The sequence below is a fragment of the Streptomyces sp. NPDC034085 genome (genome assembly GCF_055575555.1).
The window spans coordinates 1,083,450-1,100,561 of sequence record NZ_JBVISL010000001.1; the positions used below are offsets into that span (position 1 = coordinate 1,083,450).

General features: G+C 71.9%; 11 protein-coding genes. 3 read left to right on the plus strand and 8 right to left on the minus strand.

The genetic code is table 11. The features are described 5' to 3' along the window. Nucleotides 1-100 precede the first annotated feature (100 nt). On the plus strand, nucleotides 101-1,192 hold the full coding sequence (locus tag ACZ501_RS05045; RefSeq protein WP_468792595.1) for an NHL repeat-containing protein: 1,092 nt from the start codon (nucleotides 101-103) through the stop codon (nucleotides 1,190-1,192). Nucleotides 1,193-1,274: 82 nt separating this feature from the next. Here the strand turns inward: ACZ501_RS05045 and ACZ501_RS05050 are convergent, their stop codons facing one another. The 5 genes from ACZ501_RS05050 to secA form a co-directional block, all read right to left on the minus strand. Next, the gene (locus ACZ501_RS05050; RefSeq protein WP_468792598.1) at nucleotides 1,275-6,257 is read right to left on the minus strand and encodes an NAD-glutamate dehydrogenase; all 4,983 of its coding nucleotides are present in this window, start codon (nucleotides 6,255-6,257) and stop codon (nucleotides 1,275-1,277) included. Between the two features lie 364 nt (nucleotides 6,258-6,621). Further along, nucleotides 6,622-7,281: an HAD family hydrolase gene (locus ACZ501_RS05055; protein ID WP_361604646.1), complete on the minus strand. Its 660-nt coding sequence runs from the start codon at nucleotides 7,279-7,281 to the stop codon at nucleotides 6,622-6,624. Beyond that, nucleotides 7,278-7,778 (minus strand): DUF6912 family protein, encoded by a 501-nt coding sequence (locus ACZ501_RS05060; protein WP_468792600.1) that lies wholly within the window; start codon nucleotides 7,776-7,778, stop codon nucleotides 7,278-7,280. Before ACZ501_RS05060 ends, ACZ501_RS05055 begins: the two co-directional genes overlap by 4 nt. A 107-nt stretch (nucleotides 7,779-7,885) precedes the next feature. After that, nucleotides 7,886-8,335: an Rv3235 family protein gene (locus ACZ501_RS05065; RefSeq protein ID WP_361611584.1), complete on the minus strand. Its 450-nt coding sequence runs from the start codon at nucleotides 8,333-8,335 to the stop codon at nucleotides 7,886-7,888. A 1,204-nt stretch (nucleotides 8,336-9,539) separates the two neighbouring features. Continuing rightward, nucleotides 9,540-12,332 (minus strand): preprotein translocase subunit SecA, encoded by a 2,793-nt coding sequence (gene secA, locus ACZ501_RS05070; protein WP_468792603.1) that lies wholly within the window; start codon nucleotides 12,330-12,332, stop codon nucleotides 9,540-9,542. A 227-nt stretch (nucleotides 12,333-12,559) separates the two neighbouring features. Here secA and ACZ501_RS05075 point away from each other — a divergent pair, with 227 nt between their 5' ends. Together ACZ501_RS05075 and ACZ501_RS05080 are read left to right on the plus strand one after the other, a co-directional pair. Next, on the plus strand, nucleotides 12,560-13,141 hold the full coding sequence (locus ACZ501_RS05075; RefSeq protein WP_361610223.1) for a GNAT family N-acetyltransferase: 582 nt from the start codon (nucleotides 12,560-12,562) through the stop codon (nucleotides 13,139-13,141). A 15-nt stretch (nucleotides 13,142-13,156) separates the two neighbouring features. Further along, the gene (locus ACZ501_RS05080; protein WP_468792689.1) at nucleotides 13,157-14,317 is read left to right on the plus strand and encodes a winged helix-turn-helix domain-containing protein; all 1,161 of its coding nucleotides are present in this window, start codon (nucleotides 13,157-13,159) and stop codon (nucleotides 14,315-14,317) included. Nucleotides 14,318-14,347: 30 nt separating this feature from the next. Here ACZ501_RS05080 and ACZ501_RS05085 read toward each other — a convergent pair whose 3' ends face one another. The 3 genes from ACZ501_RS05085 to ACZ501_RS05095 all read right to left on the minus strand — a co-directional run bounded on the left by ACZ501_RS05085 (nucleotide 14,348) and on the right by ACZ501_RS05095 (nucleotide 17,070). Beyond that, nucleotides 14,348-15,082 carry a response regulator transcription factor gene (locus tag ACZ501_RS05085; RefSeq protein ID WP_361610224.1) on the minus strand — a complete coding sequence of 245 codons (735 nt, stop codon included), beginning with the start codon at nucleotides 15,080-15,082 and terminating at the stop codon, nucleotides 14,348-14,350. 186 nt (nucleotides 15,083-15,268) lie between these two features. Further along, nucleotides 15,269-15,964 carry a ribosome hibernation-promoting factor, HPF/YfiA family gene (gene hpf / locus ACZ501_RS05090; protein ID WP_361610226.1) on the minus strand — a complete coding sequence of 232 codons (696 nt, stop codon included), beginning with the start codon at nucleotides 15,962-15,964 and terminating at the stop codon, nucleotides 15,269-15,271. Nucleotides 15,965-16,323: 359 nt separating this feature from the next. Beyond that, nucleotides 16,324-17,070 carry a ComF family protein gene (locus ACZ501_RS05095; protein WP_468792605.1) on the minus strand — a complete coding sequence of 249 codons (747 nt, stop codon included), beginning with the start codon at nucleotides 17,068-17,070 and terminating at the stop codon, nucleotides 16,324-16,326. Nucleotides 17,071-17,112: the final 42 nt, after the last annotated feature.

Sequence of the window (17,112 nt, forward strand, 5' to 3'; positions counted from 1 at the left end):
GGGTCCCGCGCCGCGTGACGCGCAACCGGCGGCACCCGGCCGTGGTCCCCTGGGCCCGCATGCGCCGCGTCCGCCCGCGCGGCGGGAAAAGGAGACCCCCGTGCCCCGTACGGTCCGCCGGACCCGCGCCGCAGGCGTCGGCATCGGCATCGGCATCGGCATCGGTGCCGTCGTGCTCGCCCTGGCCGCGGCCGCGCCCGCGTCGACCGCGGCCGGACCCCCGGCCGCTCCCCCGCTGTCCCGGCCCCGGATCGTGACCCACTTCGACTTCGCCGCCGGTCAGACGCCCGAGAACATCGCCCTGGAGCCCGACGGCGCCGCCGACCTCACCTTCGCGTTCGCCCGCCAGGTGGCCCGCGTCTCCCCCAAGGGCCGCACCGAGGTCCTCGCCACCCTGCCCGCCGTCGAGCACCCCTCGACCCCGGTCGGCGCGGCCGTCACCACCGGGCTCGTGCGCACCGGCGACGGAACCCTCTACGTCGTCTACGTCACCGGCACCGAGGCGGAGAACGGCATCTGGCGCCTGACCCCCGACGGCCGCCTCTCCCACTTCGCCGCGCTGCCCCCGCAGGGGTTCGCCAACGGCCTCGCCATCGACGAGGAGCACGGGGTCCTGTACGCGGCCGACTCGGTGCTCGGCGCGGTGTGGCGCGTCACCCTGGACGGCGCGGAGGTCACCCGCTGGGCCACCGGCCCCGAACTGGACCGGACCGCCTTCATCGGCGCCAACGGCATCAAGGTGCACCGCGGCGCCGTCTGGGTGTCGAACTACGACCGGGGGACCCTGCTCCGGATCCCCGTCACCCGGGACGGCGGCGCGGGGCCGGCCGCCATCCGGGCCCGCGGCCTCACGACCGTCGACGACTTCGCGTTCAACGGGCCGGGCGACACGGTGCTCGCGGCCCTGAGCGGCACCAGCGAGCTGGCCCTCGTCCGCCCCGACGGCACCCACACCGTCGTGCTGACCGCGAGGGACGGGCTGTCCAACCCGACCTCCGTCGCCGTGCGCGGCCACAAGGTGTACGTGCCCAGCGCCGCCGTCGTCACCCGGCAGGACCCGAACCTGCTGACCGCCCGCCAGGACGAACGCCACCGGGGCCCCGGAACCTCCGCGCAGCACGACCCCCCGGGCCGCGGCCGCCCGTCCGGCCACGAGCTGCCCGGCTTCGAGAGGCCGGAACACCACCGGTGAACCGGACGGGCCGGGCCCGGGACCGCGAGGGTCCCGGGCCCGGCCCGTGTCCGTACGCCCCGGCGCCGGCCGGCGCCGGCGGCTACGCGTGCACGCGCAGCAGCGAGCGCATCGTCCGCATCGCCACCGACAGGTTCGCCAGGTCGAAGTCGTCCGAGCCCCGGATCTCGTCCAGGGTCGTCCGGGCCCGCCCCAGGATCGCCGCGTTCTTCTCCTCCCACGCCTTGAAGCGCTCCTCGGGAGTGGAGGAGCCGTTGCCCACGGACAGCACGTCGGCGGTCAGCGCCGCGTGCGCCGCGAACAGGTCCTCGCGGATGGACGCGCGGGCCATCGACTGCCAGCGGTCGGAGCGCGGCAGCTCGATGATGCGGTCCATCAGCTGCGTGATGTCCAGCCGGTCGGCGAGGTCGTAGTACACCTCGGCGACGGACAGCGGGTCCACGCCCGTCCGGTCCGCGATGGCGACGATGTCCAGCGTCGGGAAGGCGGACGAGAAGCCGGCCACCTTCGCCGCGAGCTCCTCCGGCACGCCCTCGCCGGTCAGCTCGTCCATGATCGACTGGTACCACTCCAGGTCGGCGCCGCGCACCAGTTTCGGCAGCTCCGACCAGACCTCCGCCACGCGGGCACCGAACACCTCGATGGTCTCGGTGATCTGCAGCGGCTGCGGCCGGTTGTTCAGCAGCCAGCGCGTGCCGCGCTCCACCAGACGCCGCGAGTGGAGCCGCACCCGGGTCTGGACGTCGGCCGCGACCTTGTTGTCCAGCGCCTCGACCGCGTCCCACACCTCGGCCAGGCCGAAGATCTCGCGGGCCGAGAGCTGCGCCCGCACGATCTCCTCGGTGGAGGCTCCGGTCTCCTCCCGCAGGCGGTGCAGGAAGGTCGAACCGCCGGTGTTGACGGTGTCGTTGACCAGCAGGGTCGTGATGATCTCGCGGCGCAGCGCGTGCCCGTCGATCTGCTCGGGGAACTTCGCCCGCAGGGCGGCGGGGAAGTACGCGTGCAGCAGGCGGCGCAGGTACGGGTCGTCCGGCAGCTCGGTGTGGATCAGCTCGTCCGCCACCGTGATCTTGGTGTAGGCGAACAGCACGGCCAGCTCCGGCTGGGTCAGGCCCTTGCCGGTGTTGAGCAGCTCGCGGATCTGCCGGTCGTTGGGCAGGAACTCCAGCTGGCGGTCCAGCAGGCCGTCCCGGCCCAGGCGGCGCATGAAGCGCTGCTGGGCGTGGAGCAGGCTGGGGGCCTGGGCGGCGCCGTTGGCCAGGGCCGTGTTCTGCGCGTAGTTGTTGCGCAGCACCAGGGTGCCGACCTCGTCGGTCATCTCGGCGAGCAGCTTGTTGCGCTGCTTGACGGTCATGTCGCCGTCCGCGACCACCGCGTTGAGCAGGATCTTGATGTTCACCTCGTGGTCGGAGGTGTCCACGCCCGCGCTGTTGTCGATGGCGTCGGTGTTGACCTTGCCGCCCTCGCCGCCGGCGCCGGTGCGGGCGAACTCGATGCGGCCCAGCTGGGTCAGGCCCAGGTTGCCGCCCTCGCCGATGACCTTGGCGCGGACGTCGGAGCCGTTGACGCGGATGGCGTCGTTGGCCTTGTCGCCGACGTCGGCGTGCGTCTCGGCGGTCGCCTTGACGTACGTGCCGATGCCGCCGTTCCACAGCAGGTCCACGGGGGACTTGAGGATGGCCTGCATCAGCTCGGCCGGGGTCATCTTGGTGACGCCCGCCTCGATGCCGAGGGCCGCGCGCATCTGCGCGTTGACCGGGATGGCCTTGGCGCTGCGCGGGTGGATCCCGCCGCCCGCCGACAGCAGAGCGGTGTCGTAGTCCGCCCACGAGGAGCGCGGCAGCTCGAACAGGCGGCGGCGCTCGGCGTAGGAGGTGGCCGCGTCCGGCGTCGGGTCGATGAAGATGTGCCGGTGGTCGAAGGCGGCGACCAGGCGGATGTGCTCGGAGAGCAGCATGCCGTTGCCGAAGACGTCACCGGACATGTCACCGACGCCGACGACGGTGAAGTCCTGCGTCTGGGTGTCGTGGCCGAGCTCGCGGAAGTGCCGCTTGACGGACTCCCACGCGCCGCGGGCGGTGATGCCCATGCCCTTGTGGTCGTAGCCGGCGCTGCCGCCGGAGGCGAAGGCGTCGCCCAGCCAGAAGCCGTACGACTCCGCGACGCCGTTGGCGATGTCGGAGAAGGTCGCGGTGCCCTTGTCCGCCGCGACGACCAGGTAGGTGTCGTCCTCGTCGTGGCGGACCACGCCCTTGGGCGGTACGACCTCGCCGCCGACCATGTTGTCGGTGATGTCGAGCAGCGCCGAGATGAAGATCTTGTAGGAGGCGATGCCCTCGGCGAGCCAGGCGTCGCGGTCCACCGACGGGTCCGGCAGGTTCTTGGCGACGAAGCCGCCCTTGGCGCCGACCGGCACGATCACCGTGTTCTTGACCATCTGCGCCTTGACCAGGCCGAGCACCTCCGTACGGAAGTCCTCGCGGCGGTCCGACCAGCGCAGGCCACCGCGGGCGACCTTGCCGAAGCGCAGGTGGACGCCCTCGACGCGCGGGGAGTACACCCAGATCTCGAAGGCGGGGCGCGGGGCCGGCAGCTCCGGGATGGCCTGCGGGTCGAACTTCATCGACACGTACGAGTGCTGCTCGCCCGCGCTGTTGAGCTGGAAGAAGTTGGTCCGCAGCGTCGCCTTGATCAGCGTGAGGAAGGAACGCAGGATGCGGTCCTCGTCGAGCGAGGCGACCTGGTCCAGGGCCCCGTCCAGCTCCTCCAGCATGGCGTCGATCAGCTCGGTGCCGGCGGACTGGCGGCCGGGCGACAGCCGCGCCTCGAAGAGCGAGACCAGCAGCCGGGTGGTGTGGACGTTGTTGCGGAGGGTGTCCTCCATGTAGTCCTGGCTGAAGGGGGCGCCGGCCTGGCGCATGTACTTGGCGTACGCGCGCAGCACGACGGCCTGGCGCCAGGTGAGGCCGGCGCCCAGGACGAGGGCGTTGAAGTTGTCGTTCTCCGCCTCGCCGGTCCACACGGCCGCGAAGGCCTCCTGGAACCGCTCGCGCGCGTCGTCGCCGAGGTAGCCCGACGTGGCCGCGGCGTCGCCGCCCGTCGTGGGCAGCGGCATCCGCAGGCCGAAGTCGTAGATCCAGGCGCTGACCCGGTCGGTGCGGCGCAGCTCGTACGGCCGCTCGTCGGTGACCTCGACGCCCAGGCGCTGGAGGACCGGCAGGACCGCGGAGAGGGAGACCTGCTCACCGGTGCGGTAGATCTTGAAGCGGCGCTCGCCGGGGCCCGCGCCGACGGGCTCGTAGAGGGAGAGCGCGAACTCCTGGTCGCTGGCGGACAGCCGCTCCAGGTGGCACAGGTCGGCCACGGCCGCGCGCGGCGAGTGGTCGGCCTTGTAGCCCTCGGGGAAGGACGTCCCGTACTTGCGCATCAGCTCGGCGGCGCGCTCCTCGCCCAGCTCGGCGGTCAGCGCCTCGCCGAAGCCGTCGGCCCAGGAACGGGCGGCCTCGACCAGGCGCGCCTCGACGCGCTCGACGTCGGCGTCGGTCAGCGCGGGCAGCTCGGTGCCCTGCGGGACGCGGACGACGAAGTGGATGCGGGAGAGGATCGACTCGGTGTTCCAGGCGGTGAAGTCGACGCTGGTGCCGCCGAGCTCCTCCCGCAGGATGTCCATCAGGCGCAGCCGCACACCGGTGGTGAAGCGGTCGCGCGGCAGGTAGACGAGCGCCGAGTAGTAGCGGCCGTACTCGTCCTGGCGCAGGTACAGCCGCAGCCGGCGACGCTCCTGGAGGTACAGCACGGAGGTGGCGATCTCGCGGAGCTTGTCGACCGGGGTCTGGAACAGCTCGTCGCGCGGGTAGGTCTCCAGGATCTGGAGCAGGTCGCGGCCGTCGTGGCTGGCGGGCGAGAAGCCGGCGCCCTCGAGGACCTCGGAGACCTTGCGGCGGATCACCGGGACGCGGCGTACGGACTCGGTGTACGCGGCGGAGGAGAACAGGCCGAGGAAGCGGCGCTCGCCGACCACGTTGCCGTCGGCGTCGAACTTCTTCACGCCCACGTAGTCGAGGTACGAGGGGCGGTGCACGGTGGCGCGGCTGTTGGCCTTGGTCAGCACCAGCAGGCGGTGCTCGCGGGCCTTGGCGCGGGCGTCGGCGGGCAGCCGGTTGAAGGACGGCGAGACGGGGTGCGCGTCCTCCTGGCCGTGGTGGACCGGGTCGGAGCGCAGGATGCCGAGGCCGGTGCCGGGCACGGCGGTCAGGGCGTCGCCGTCGACCAGGTTGTACTCGCGGTAGCCGAGGAAGGTGAAGTGGTCGTCGGCGAGCCAGCGCAGCAGCTCCCGGGCCTCTTCCTGCTCGTACTCGTACAGGTCGGGGGCGCAGGGCTCGTTCGGGAGGTCGTCGGCGATGCGCAGGGCGGCGTCGCGCATCTTCTCCCAGTCCTCGACGGCCTCGCGGACGTCGGACAGGACGCGCAGCAGGTCGCCGGTGATCTGCTTCAGGTCGGCCTTGTCGGTCTCGCGGTCGATCTCGACGTGGATCCACGACTCCACGAGGGAGTCGTGCGGGCGCGCGGTCTTGGGGCCGTGGGCGTCGCAGTCGGGCCCGAGGATCTCGATCAGCGTGCCGGTGACGTCACGGCGTACGACGACCTGCGGGTGGATCACGACGTGGATGCCCCGGCCCTGGCGGGACAGCTCGTTCGTCACGGAGTCCACGAGGAACGGCATGTCGTCGGTGACCACCTCGACCACCGAGTGGCTGGAGGTCCAGCCGTTCTCCTCGACCGTGGGGGTGTGCACGCGCACGCTCGCGGTGCCCTGCGGCCGGTTCTCGGCGAGCCGGTAGTGCGAGAGCGCCGCACCGAAGACGTCGACCGGGTCCCGGTCCGCGAGGTCCTCGGGGGCGGTGTGCAGGTAGTAGCGCTGGAGGTAGGAGAGCGTCGTGTCCCGGTCGGGCCGCTCCCCCTGCTCGGACCCAGTCGGAAGTAGCCCCCCGGCCGGGCTGTTCTCAGCTACCCGTGCCGCCCGCGCGAGCAGCTCGGCCTTTGCTTCGTCCAGCTTGGTCTGCATGTCCTCTGGCTCCTGTCGCGCGCCATTGCGTGACGTAGGTGGTGAAGGAAGGAATGACAAAGCGCCGCGATGAGGCGGGATGTCCGTCCGGATGAGTGGCCGACGCCGTGGCGTCGGAAGGGCCGCCCGGGAAGGCTTCGATGATCGGCAGGTCCCGGCGGCTGGGATCAGCGAAGGCCCGGCCACGGATGTGCGCCGGGCGCGGGCCGGGGGCGTCAGTGCCCCCGAGGACTATCGCGCTGATCACGGGTACAAGGCTATCTCGCCCCACCCCCCGGTCGTCATTCACTGCATCTGTACAAAACCGGGGGGAAAACCTGGACAGTCTGGCCAGCGACGTGGCCGGATCGGGTGGTGCCGACCGCTATCCGGCCAGCTCACGGGCCAGGGCCACGGCCTCGGCGAGGCTGTCCACGACCGGGACGCCGGCGGTCTGCAGGCTGGCCCGGCTGTGGGAGCCCCCGGTGTACAGCACCGCGCGCGCTCCGACGTGCTGCGCCGCCGTCGCATCGTCCACGGCGTCTCCCACGAGGACCGTACGGGCGGCGGTCACACCGGATGCCTCCAATGCCGCCATATGGCGTACGAGGTGCCCCGCCTTGGACGTGTGCGAGGGACCGGTACGCCCGTCGACGCGCAGGAAGTGCCCGTCGATGCCGTAGCCGCGGACCAGCGGCACGAGCTTGTCGTGGGGCGCGAGGGACAGCAGGGACTGCGTGAGCCCGTCCGCCTGCCAGTCCCGCAGCAGCTCCCGCGCCCCGTCGGCGAGCCCCGCCTCCTCGGCGGCGACCCAGTAGTGCCGGTGGAACGCCTCGTCCATCACCACCCATTCGGCGTCCGTGGGGAGCCGGCCCATCAGCCGCTCGTAGAACTTCGGCACGGGCACGACGTACAGCTCGCGGTACCGCTCCAGGGTGATCGGGTCGAGGCCGAGCTCGGCGAAGGAGGCGTTGGTGGCGACCATGACGGCGTCGATGTCGTGCAGCAGGGTGCCGTTCCAGTCCCAGACGATGTGCGGTCTCACGAGAGCAGCCCCGGAATCTCCTGGACCCCGAACCAGAGCAGCTCGTGGTCCTCGGCGCCGTCCACGGTGAACTGCGCGTCGTCGTCCCCCGCGTCCGCCGCCTCCAGCGCGGACGCGGCGGCGGCCACGTCGGCCTCGGCGTCGTCGGCGTCGACGTGCACGGCGGCCGCCACGGCCAGCCGCACGGCGGCGGCCAGGGTGACCTGCCCGAGCGTCGCCCCGTCGAGGCCGGACGCGGCGGTGGCCGCCTTGTCGTCGACGTCGAGCGCCACGACGACCCGCCTGCGCGGGGCGGCCGCGTCGGCGGCCAGCATCCGCAGCGAGGCGAGGGCGGCCCGGCTCAGGGCGGCGTACTCCAGCTCCTCGAGGTCGTCCGACACGTACCACTCCCGCAGCGCGGGGGTCACGGCGTACGCCCGCAGCGGAGCGGGCCCCAACTCGCCCGCCTTGTGCGCCTCGGCGAGCCCGGGGAGGGTCAGGGGGACGTACACGCGCATGGCCGGCTGCTTTCGGTAGTCGGAAAACGCCCCCAGGATACGACTGCGGGACCGCGGGGCGGGGTCCGGTCCGGGGGTGAGGGGCGGGCGCCCGGCGGGAGGCACGCCTACGGCCTCGGACCGCCGATCTCCACGGCGGCGCAGCGCCAGCGGCGGTCGGGGCCCTGCTCCAGGCGGAAGGCCATCGCCGAGACGCGGTCCCCCGTCGCGATGCGGGCGAAGGCCTCGATCACCCCGGGGCCGGGGTGGAAACGGCCGCAGTGGCGCAGCACCGGCCGGAGGCGGTCGCGCCGGGGTCCGGCGGGGGCCAGGGTGACCAGCTGCTCGTACGCCTCGCCGACCGTGAGGCCGAGCAGCGAGTGGACGGGACGCTGACCGCTCAGCACGGCCAGCAGGCGCTCCGCGAACCAGTCGTGCGGCGCCGGCCGGCGCACCGTCCGCGGCGCCCCGGCCGGGCGCCGCTGGTCCCGCCGCCCGGCGGGCCGGGTCCGGTCGGCCCCTCCGGGCCTGCTGCGGCTGCCCTCGCCGCCGATGGTGCCGCGCGTGGTGGTGTCCATGGCGTTTCCCCCGATCAAACCGGGCCCGGCGGGTACCAGGCGGTAACTTGATGCGGGATTTCTACGACCGCCGAACACGCTCCGCAACCGCCGACGGGCGCTGCTCACGACACCGTCCAGGTTCACCTATCCGAGTGGCGGCGCCCCTCCCCCAAGCCCCCGGGAACCCTCCGTCCGGCCCTCAGGTGGACGCCCTGAGCCCCGCCACGATGTGCTCGATGGGGTACGCCCCCGTCACCCTCCCGGCCCCACCCGAGGGGCCCAGGGGGCGGGTTCTCGCGGAGCCGCCTCACAGCCGGTTCGGGGGTTTCCCGTCAGTCCCATCGTCGTTCCGTGTCGTGCCGGCCTGTCAAGGGCGCTCGCTGCGCTCGCGTCACTGCGTGATCGCCTTCGGCGACCCTTGACAGCCCGTCCCGCCCCGGAAAGCCGAAAGACTGCCGGGAACCCCCCAAAAGAACGGTCACCAGGGAGGACAGGCAGGAGCGGGTCCCTCAGGGACGAGGCGAGGGGTTGGGGGCCACACCCCCCACCAACCAGCGACCAGGGCAGCGCGGGAAGCGCCCAGGCGCGCCAGATCGCTACGTGCTCCTCTTGGTTTGGCGACCGACGACCGTCTGGGGCCGCTACCCGCACCAAACGTTGATGAGAAGCCCATCCCGGACCGTCAGACGTCCGAACGTGCCCCTGATCAACGTTTCGTGCAGGTATCAGCCCACGGCGGCCGCCGGACGCCAAATCGAGAGAAGCGCGTAGCGATCTGGTGCGGGCCCCGGCGCCGATCACTGTGAGGGGGCCCGGATGCCCGGCAAGGCGACGCCCGGCCCCTCGTCTCATCCCTGACGGGGCCGCCCCTGTCATTCGTGCCCCTGTGACCGTTCTTTCGGGGGCTTCCCGGCAGTCTTTCGGCTTTCCGGGGCGGGACGGGCTGTCAAGGGTCGCCGAAGGCGATCACGCAGTGACGCGAGCGCAGCGAGCGCCCTTGACAGGCCGGCCCGACACGGAACGACGATGGGACTGACGGGAAACCCCCGAACCAGCCCTGACACCGCCCCAGGGACCACCGCCCATCCCCGGCCCCCAGCCCCCCGCCCCCAGCCCCCCCCCAGAAGGCACCCGCCCCTACAGCGGCCGGGGCCGGACACCCCATGGTGTCCGGCCCCGGCCGTGTGCGTGCTGCCCCCAGCGGGTCAGCGGGTCAGCGCGGTTACTTCTTGCGGCGCCGGCCGCCCGAGGCCTTCTGGGCCTTGCGGCGCTCCGCGCGCGTCAGGCCGTCGCCCCCGCCGTCGGCGTCGAAGTCGCCCTCGACGACACCGCCCTCACCGTCGACGCTCGGAGCCGAGAAGTGCAGCCGGTCCGGGCGCTGCGGGGTGTCCAGGCCCTTGGCGCGGATCTCCGGGCGCGCCGCGGGCACCGGCTCCTTCACCATGGACGGGGCCACGTCCTGCACCGGGAGCTCCTCGACCTGCTGCTCGACCTGGACCTCCAGGTTGAACAGGTAGCCGACGGACTCCTCCTTGATGCCTTCCATCATGGCGTTGAACATGTCGAAGCCCTCCCGCTGGTACTCGACCAGCGGGTCCTTCTGGGCCATCGCCCGCAGGCCGATGCCTTCCTGCAGGTAGTCCATCTCGTACAGGTGTTCACGCCACTTGCGGTCCAGCACCGACAGCACCACGCGCCGCTCCAGCTCGCGCATGACCTCGGAGCCGAGCGCCTTCTCGCGTGCCTCGTACTGCTGGTGGATGTCGTCCTTGACGGACTCGGCGATGAACTCGGCGGTGATGCCGGCCCGGTCGCCGGCGGCCTCCTCCAGCTCCTCCACCGTCACCTTGATCGGGTAGAGCTGCTTGAAGGCGCCCCACAGCCGGTCGAGGTCCCACTCCTCGGCGAAGCCCTCGACCGTCTCGGCGGCGATGTAGGCGTCGATGGTGTCGTCCATGAAGAAGCGCACCTGCTCGTGCAGGTCCTCGCCCTCCAGGACGCGGCGGCGCTCGCCGTAGATGACCTCACGCTGGCTGTTGAGGACCTCGTCGTACTTCAGGACGTTCTTGCGGGTCTCGAAGTTCTGCGTCTCGACCTGCGACTGGGCGGACGCGATCGCGCGCGTCACCATCTTGTTCTCGATCGGGACGTCGTCCGGCACGTTCGCCATGGACATGACCCGCTCGACCATCTGCGCCTTGAACAGGCGCATCAGGTCGTCGCCCAGCGACAGGTAGAAGCGGGACTCGCCCGGGTCGCCCTGTCGGCCGGAGCGGCCGCGTAGCTGGTTGTCGATGCGGCGCGACTCGTGCCGCTCGGTGCCCAGCACGTACAGCCCGCCGAGCTCCTTGACCTCTTCGAACTCGGCCTTGACCGCCGCCTCCGCGCGGTGGAGCGCCTCGGGCAGGGCGTGCGCCCACTCCTCGATGTGCTCCTCCGGGTCGAGGCCGCGCTGGCGCAGCTCCGCCTCGGCGAGGTCGTCCGGGTTGCCGCCGAGCTTGATGTCGGTACCGCGGCCGGCCATGTTCGTGGCGACGGTGACCGCGCCGCGGCGGCCGGCCTGGGCGACGATCGCGGCCTCGCGCTCGTGCTGCTTGGCGTTGAGGACCTCGTGCGGGATGCCGCGCTTGGAGAGCTGCTGCGAGAGGTACTCGGACTTCTCGACCGAGGTGGTGCCGACGAGGATCGGCTGGCCCTTCTCGTGCTTCTCGGCGATGTCGTCGACGACGGCGGCGAACTTGGCGACCTCGGTCCGGTAGATGAGGTCGGGCTGGTCCTTGCGCTGCATGTCCCGGTTGGTGGGGATCGGGACGACGCCGAGCTTGTAGATCTGGTGGAACTCGGCGGCCTCGGTCATGGCCGTACCGGTCATGCCGGACAGCTTCGTGTAGAGGCGGAAGAAGTTCTGCAGGGTGATCGTGGCGAGGGTCTGGTTCTCGTCCTTGATGTCCACCCCTTCCTTCGCCTCGATCGCCTGGTGCATGCCCTCGTTGTAGCGGCGGCCGGCGAGGATGCGGCCGGTGTGCTCGTCGACGATCATGACCTCGCCGTCGATCACGACGTAGTCCTTGTCGGCCTTGAACAGTTCCTTGGCCTTGATCGCGTTGTTGAGGTAGCCGACGAGCGGGGTGTTCACCGACTCGTAGAGGTTGTCGATGCCGAGCCAGTCCTCGACCTTGGCGACACCGGCCTCGTGGATGGCGACGGTGCGCTTCTTCTCGTCGACCTCGTAGTCGCCGGTCTCCTCGATGCCCTTGAGCGGGTTGCCGGCCTCGCCCTTGGTGAGGCGGGTGACCAGCTTCGCGAAGTCGGCGTACCACTTCGTGGCCTGGTCGGCCGGGCCGGAGATGATCAGCGGGGTGCGGGCCTCGTCGACGAGGATCGAGTCGACCTCGTCGACCACGGCGAAGTTGTGGCCGCGCTGCACCAGCTCGTCCTTCGACCACGCCATGTTGTCGCGCAGGTAGTCGAAGCCGAACTCGTTGTTCGTTCCGTACGTGATGTCGCAGTTGTACTGTTCGCGGCGCTGGGCCGGCGACATGTTCGCCAGGATGCAGCCGACGTCCAGGCCGAGGAACTTGTGGACGCGGCCCATCATCTCGGAGTCGCGCTCGGCGAGGTAGTCGTTCACCGTGATCAGGTGGACGCCCAGGCCCGACAGGGCGTTCAGGTACGCGGGCAGCGTGCCGACGAGGGTCTTGCCCTCACCGGTCTTCATCTCGGCGACGTAGCCGAGGTGCAGCGCCGCGCCGCCCATGATCTGCACGTCGTAGTGCCGCTGGCCGAGGACGCGCTTGGCGGCCTCGCGGACGGTCGCGAAGGCCTCCGGCAGCAGGTCGTCGAGGCTCTCGCCGTCCTGGTAGCGCTGCTTGTACTCGTCCGTGAGTGCGCGCAACTCGGCGTCGGAGAGGTTGACGAAGTCCTCTTCGATGGAGTTGACCTGGTCCGCGATGCGGTGCAGTTTGCGCAGGATCTTGCCTTCGCCTGCACGCATGAGCTTGTTGAAGACGGACACCGAGGTTTGTCTCCTTGCCGGTCGGGCCTGGGCACTTTACGTAGCCGGGCACGGCAGGTGGGCCCCACCGCAACGGCCATCGTAAGCGAGGACGTGGTCGCGTCGGGAGGTCCGCCGTGTCCGCAGGGCACGGGCGCCCGGAATGAGAACGTACGGGGGACGCTTTGGGTGCCGGTGGGAGCGAAAACCCCTCGCCCGGGTTACCCGGGGCGGCCACACTCCCTTGCATGGAACCCGTCACGCTGACCACCGAACGCCTCCTGTTGAGGCCCTTCGCCCCCGACGACGCGGAGGAGGTGTACGCCGCCTGCCAGGACCCCGAGATCCAGCGCTGGACGGTCGTGCCCTCCCCGTACGAGCGCGCGCACGCGCGCGCCTGGGTCACCGAGCTCTCCCCGGGCGGCTGGCGCGAGGACCGCGAGTACGGGTTCGCGGTGCGGCTCGGGGCCGGTGGCCCGCTGGTCGCCGCGGTGGGCGTGCACGTGCGCGGCCCCCAGGCGTACGAGGTCGGCTTCTGGGCCGTCGAGGAGCACCGCGGCCGCGGTTACGTGACCGAGGCCGTCGGCGGGGTCGCCCGCTGGCTGTTCACCGAGGTCGGCGCCGGCCGGCTGGAGTGGCGCGCCGCCGTCGGCAACGCCGCCTCGCGGGCCGTCGCGGAGAAGGCCGGCTTCCGGGTCGAGGGCACCCTGCGCGCCGCGCTCGACGTGCGCGGCACCCTGCGCGACTGCTGGGTCGCCGCCCTGCTCCCCGGCGACCTCGGCCTGCCCTCCCGCCTTCCGTACCTGCCCGCTGTCAGTGCCACCTCCTAGGCTCGCGGCATGACGATGCTCTCGCTGTCCGCCGACGAGGCCCGCCGGATCGCCCTGCGTGCGCAGGGGTTCCTCGGGGCGCCCGACCGCCGGGGCGGCGTCCGGGGGGTGCTGCGCCACCTGGGCGCAGTGCAGCTGGACACCATCTCGGTCCTGGCCCGCTCGCACGAGCTGATCCCGTACGCGCGCCTGGGCGCGGTGGGCCGGGAGGCGGTGGAGAAGGCGTACTGGAGCGACAGCCACGCCTTCGAGTACTGGTCGCACGCGGCGTGCGTCCTGCCGATCGAGGAGTGGCCGCACTTCGCGTTCCGCCGCCGGGCCAACCGGGCGCGCGGCCACCGCTGGCACGTCCTCCAGGACAAGGAGCGCTCGACGCGGGCGGTCCTGGACCGGCTGAAGGCCGACGGCCCGCTGACCTCCACCGAGCTCGGCGGCGCGAAGAACGGCGGCGAGTGGTTCGAGTGGTCCGAGACCAAGATCGCGGTGGAGTGGCTGCTCGACACCGGTGAGGTGGTCTGCTGCGAGCGGCGGGGCTGGAAGCGGGTCTACGACCTGCCCGAGCGGGCCGTGCCGGACGCCCTCCTCCACGACGACCTGGACGACCGCGAGTGCCTGCGCCGGCTGGTCGCGCTGGCCGGGCAGTCCCTGGGGGTGGGCACCCGCGCCGACCTCGCGGACTACCACCGGCTCAAGGGGGAGCAGGTCGACGCGGTGATCGCGGACTCCGGTCTGGTGCCGGTGACGGTGGAGGGCTGGGGCAGGCCGGCCTGGGCCGATCCCGGCGCGCTGGCCACCGTCCCGCGCGGCCGCCACCGTACGACGCTGCTGTCGCCCTTCGACTCGCTGGTCTGGGACCGGCCCCGCACCGAGCGGATCTTCGGGTTCACGCACCGCCTGGAGGCGTACGTCCCCAAGCCGAAGCGGATACACGGGTACTTCGCGATGCCGCTGCTGGCCGGCGGCCGGCTCCAGGGGCGCGTCGACCCGGGCCGCGAGGGCCGCACGCTGGTGGCCCGCCAGCTCTCGCTGGCCACGCCGGGGGCGGCGGGCGCGATGGCCGAGGCCCTGTGGGAGGCCGCCCGGTGGGTGGGGTGCGAGGAGGTGCGGGTGGAGCGCGCCCAGGACGCCCGGGAGGCGGCTGCCGTCTCGGCGGAGCTGGCCGCCCGGCGGCCGTAGCCGGCCGGGCCCGCCCCTCCCGGGGAACGGCTAGCGGATCTCCAGGATCTTCTCCCGCATCGCGTACACGACGGCTTCCATCCGGGAGTGCAGCTGAAGCTTCTCCAGGATGTTGCGGACGTGGTTCTTCACGGTGTTCTCGGAGATGAACAGCTGCTTGGCGATGTCCCGGTTGTTCATCCCGGTGGCCACCAGCTTGAGGACCTCCAGCTCCCGGTCGGTCAGCCGGGGCGCCGGGACCAGCCGGCGCTCGTCGGTGCGCTGGATCATCGACTTGAACTCGGTGAGCAGCTTCGACGCCATCGACGGGCTGATCTGCGACTGCCCGTCGGCGACGGCGCGGATGGCCGTCGCGACCTCGTCCGTGGAGATTTCCTTGAGCAGGTAGCCGGTGGCGCCCGCCTTGATCGCGTCGTAGAGGTCGGCCTCCTCGTCGCTGATCGTCAGCATGATGATCTTCGCGGAGGGGGCGACCTCCTTGATCGAGGTGCACGCCTCGATCCCGCCGCGCCGGGGCATCCGCACGTCCATCAGCACGATGTCCGGAAGCAGGTCGGCGGCCTTGTCGACGGCCTCCGCCCCGTCCCCGGCCTCGCCGACGACCTGGATGTCCTCCTCCTGGGCGAGGACGATCTCCAGTCCGCGCCGGAAGAGGGCGTGGTCGTCGACCACGAGTACCCGGATGGGCTCGCCGGCCGGGTCCCCCGCCTCGCGACAGCCGGCTCCGCCGTCGTCACCGCGCGCCGGCCCGAAGCTGTCCGCCATCGTTCCTCCCCCTGCATGTGCTGAGCTGCTGGGCCAATCCGGCGGGGTCGGCCGCCGGTTGACTGTCCGACATGATTCCATGCCCGCCCTGCCGGGCGGGGATCCGGCGGAATCCATCTGGCTCATACGAGTCATACAGGTGCCCCTGCGGAACGCCGTGCGATCCGCAGGGGCAGGGGGTGAATTTCAGCCTCCGAGCGCGCCGCCCGCGCCCGATCCCGAGGGCTCCGAGCTGGACGCGCCGTCGGGGTCCACGTGGATGACGCCGTAGTCGTACGCGTGGCGCCGGTAGACGACGCTGGGCATCTTGGTCTCGGAGTCGACGAACAGATAGAAGTCGTGGCCGACCAGTTCCATTTCGTACAGAGCCTGGTCGAGCGACATCGGCCGGGCCGAGTGGGTCTTCTCGCGGACGATGAGCGGGCCTTCGCCCTGCACTTCGAGGGATCCGATCCGCTTGACCGGAATCCCCTCCTCCGTGTCCTCGTAGACCGGCTCGCCGTTGCTGTTGAGGGTGGCGACGCCCGGCACGCGGTCGGCGACCTCGGCCGCCGGGATACGCCCGGTGCCACGGCGGGTGAAGCGCTTGTCGTGCTGCTTGCGCAGCCGGGCCTCCAGCTTGTCCTGTGCCAGGTCGAGCGCCGCGTAGGGGTCTGCGGCGGCGGCCTCGGCCCGGATCACCGGGCCCCGCGAGTGCAGGGTGATCTCCACGCGGTCGCAACGGTCGGCCTGGCGCGGGTTGTGCTCCTTGGACACCTCGACATCCAAGCTGATCACCTTGGCGTCGAGCTTCTGGATCCGCTCGGGATTCAGCTTCTCGGCCACGTGCTTGCGGAACCGCTCGGGTACTTCGGTCTTGCGGCCCTTGACGACGATGTCCACGCAGAACTCCGTTCCCGGAGACCTCCGCCACCAACGGCGAAGCGTCTCCCTTTCGCACCAGGCTCCGGTGAACACCGGAGCCTCGGACTTGGCGACTTTCACCTCCTCCTCCCCCATCGGCAAGATCCACATCCCACCGACTTCGGAGTGAGAGAGCCCCCCTGCAGGCACTGACGAAGATTCCAATAAAGAGACGGACTGGTGCTCCGATGCCTGGGGCCGAAGGATCGCCAGTTCCTCACAACCGAACATATCTCTCATAGCCGGTTGTCGGCACCCGCTACCGAAACGTACCTCCGATCAGGTGGGTGTTCCCTCTTACTACCTGCAACGATGCGCATTCCCCAGGGGTTCCAAATCTATTCACAAGATTTTTGCTCTGTCCGGGTTGCCGCCGGTCCCCGGGCCGGCGCGAACGACCGCGCCGGAGCCGCCACCACGGCCGCCGCGTCCGCCCGCAGCCCCGCCGCCCGCAGTGCCCGGGCCGCCTCCGCGAGCGTGGCCCCCGTCGTGATCACGTCGTCCACCAGCACGATCCGAGCGCCCGCCGTCAGCGCGGCCCCGCCCGGGTGCACCTCCAGGGCCCCCGCCAGGTTCTCCTGCCGCTCCCGCGCCCCCAGACCCGCCTGGTCCGCGACGGCCCGCCGCAGCCGCAGTACGGGCGCCACGCGCGCGGCCCCACCGGCCCCGCGCAGCCGCCGGGACGCGGCCAGGGCGATCCTGCGCGCCGGGTCGTGCCCGCGCGCCCGCAGCGTCCGCCGCGCGGACGGCACCGGCACCAGGGCGAGCTCGCCGGACCCGCCCCGGGACCCGGCCGCAGCCGCGCCCGCCCCCGTCAGCGCCACCGCCGCCGCCAGGGCAGCTCCCAGGGGGGCCGCCAGGGGCAGCGCCCCGCGCTCCTTGTGCGCCAGCACCACCGCCCGTACGGCCGTCTCGTACCGCGCTCCCGCGTACACCTCCGGCAGCCCCGCCGGCCCCGCCCGCCGTGCCACCGGGCGCACCCGCCCCGCCCCGGCTCCGCTCAGGGCTCCCCGGCACGCCCCGCACAGCACGACGCGCGCCGCCCCGCAGCCGGCGCAGTCGGCCGGCAGGACTAGCCCGGCCACCTCACGCCACCAATCCCGCATGCGTCCACCCTGCCGCGCCGC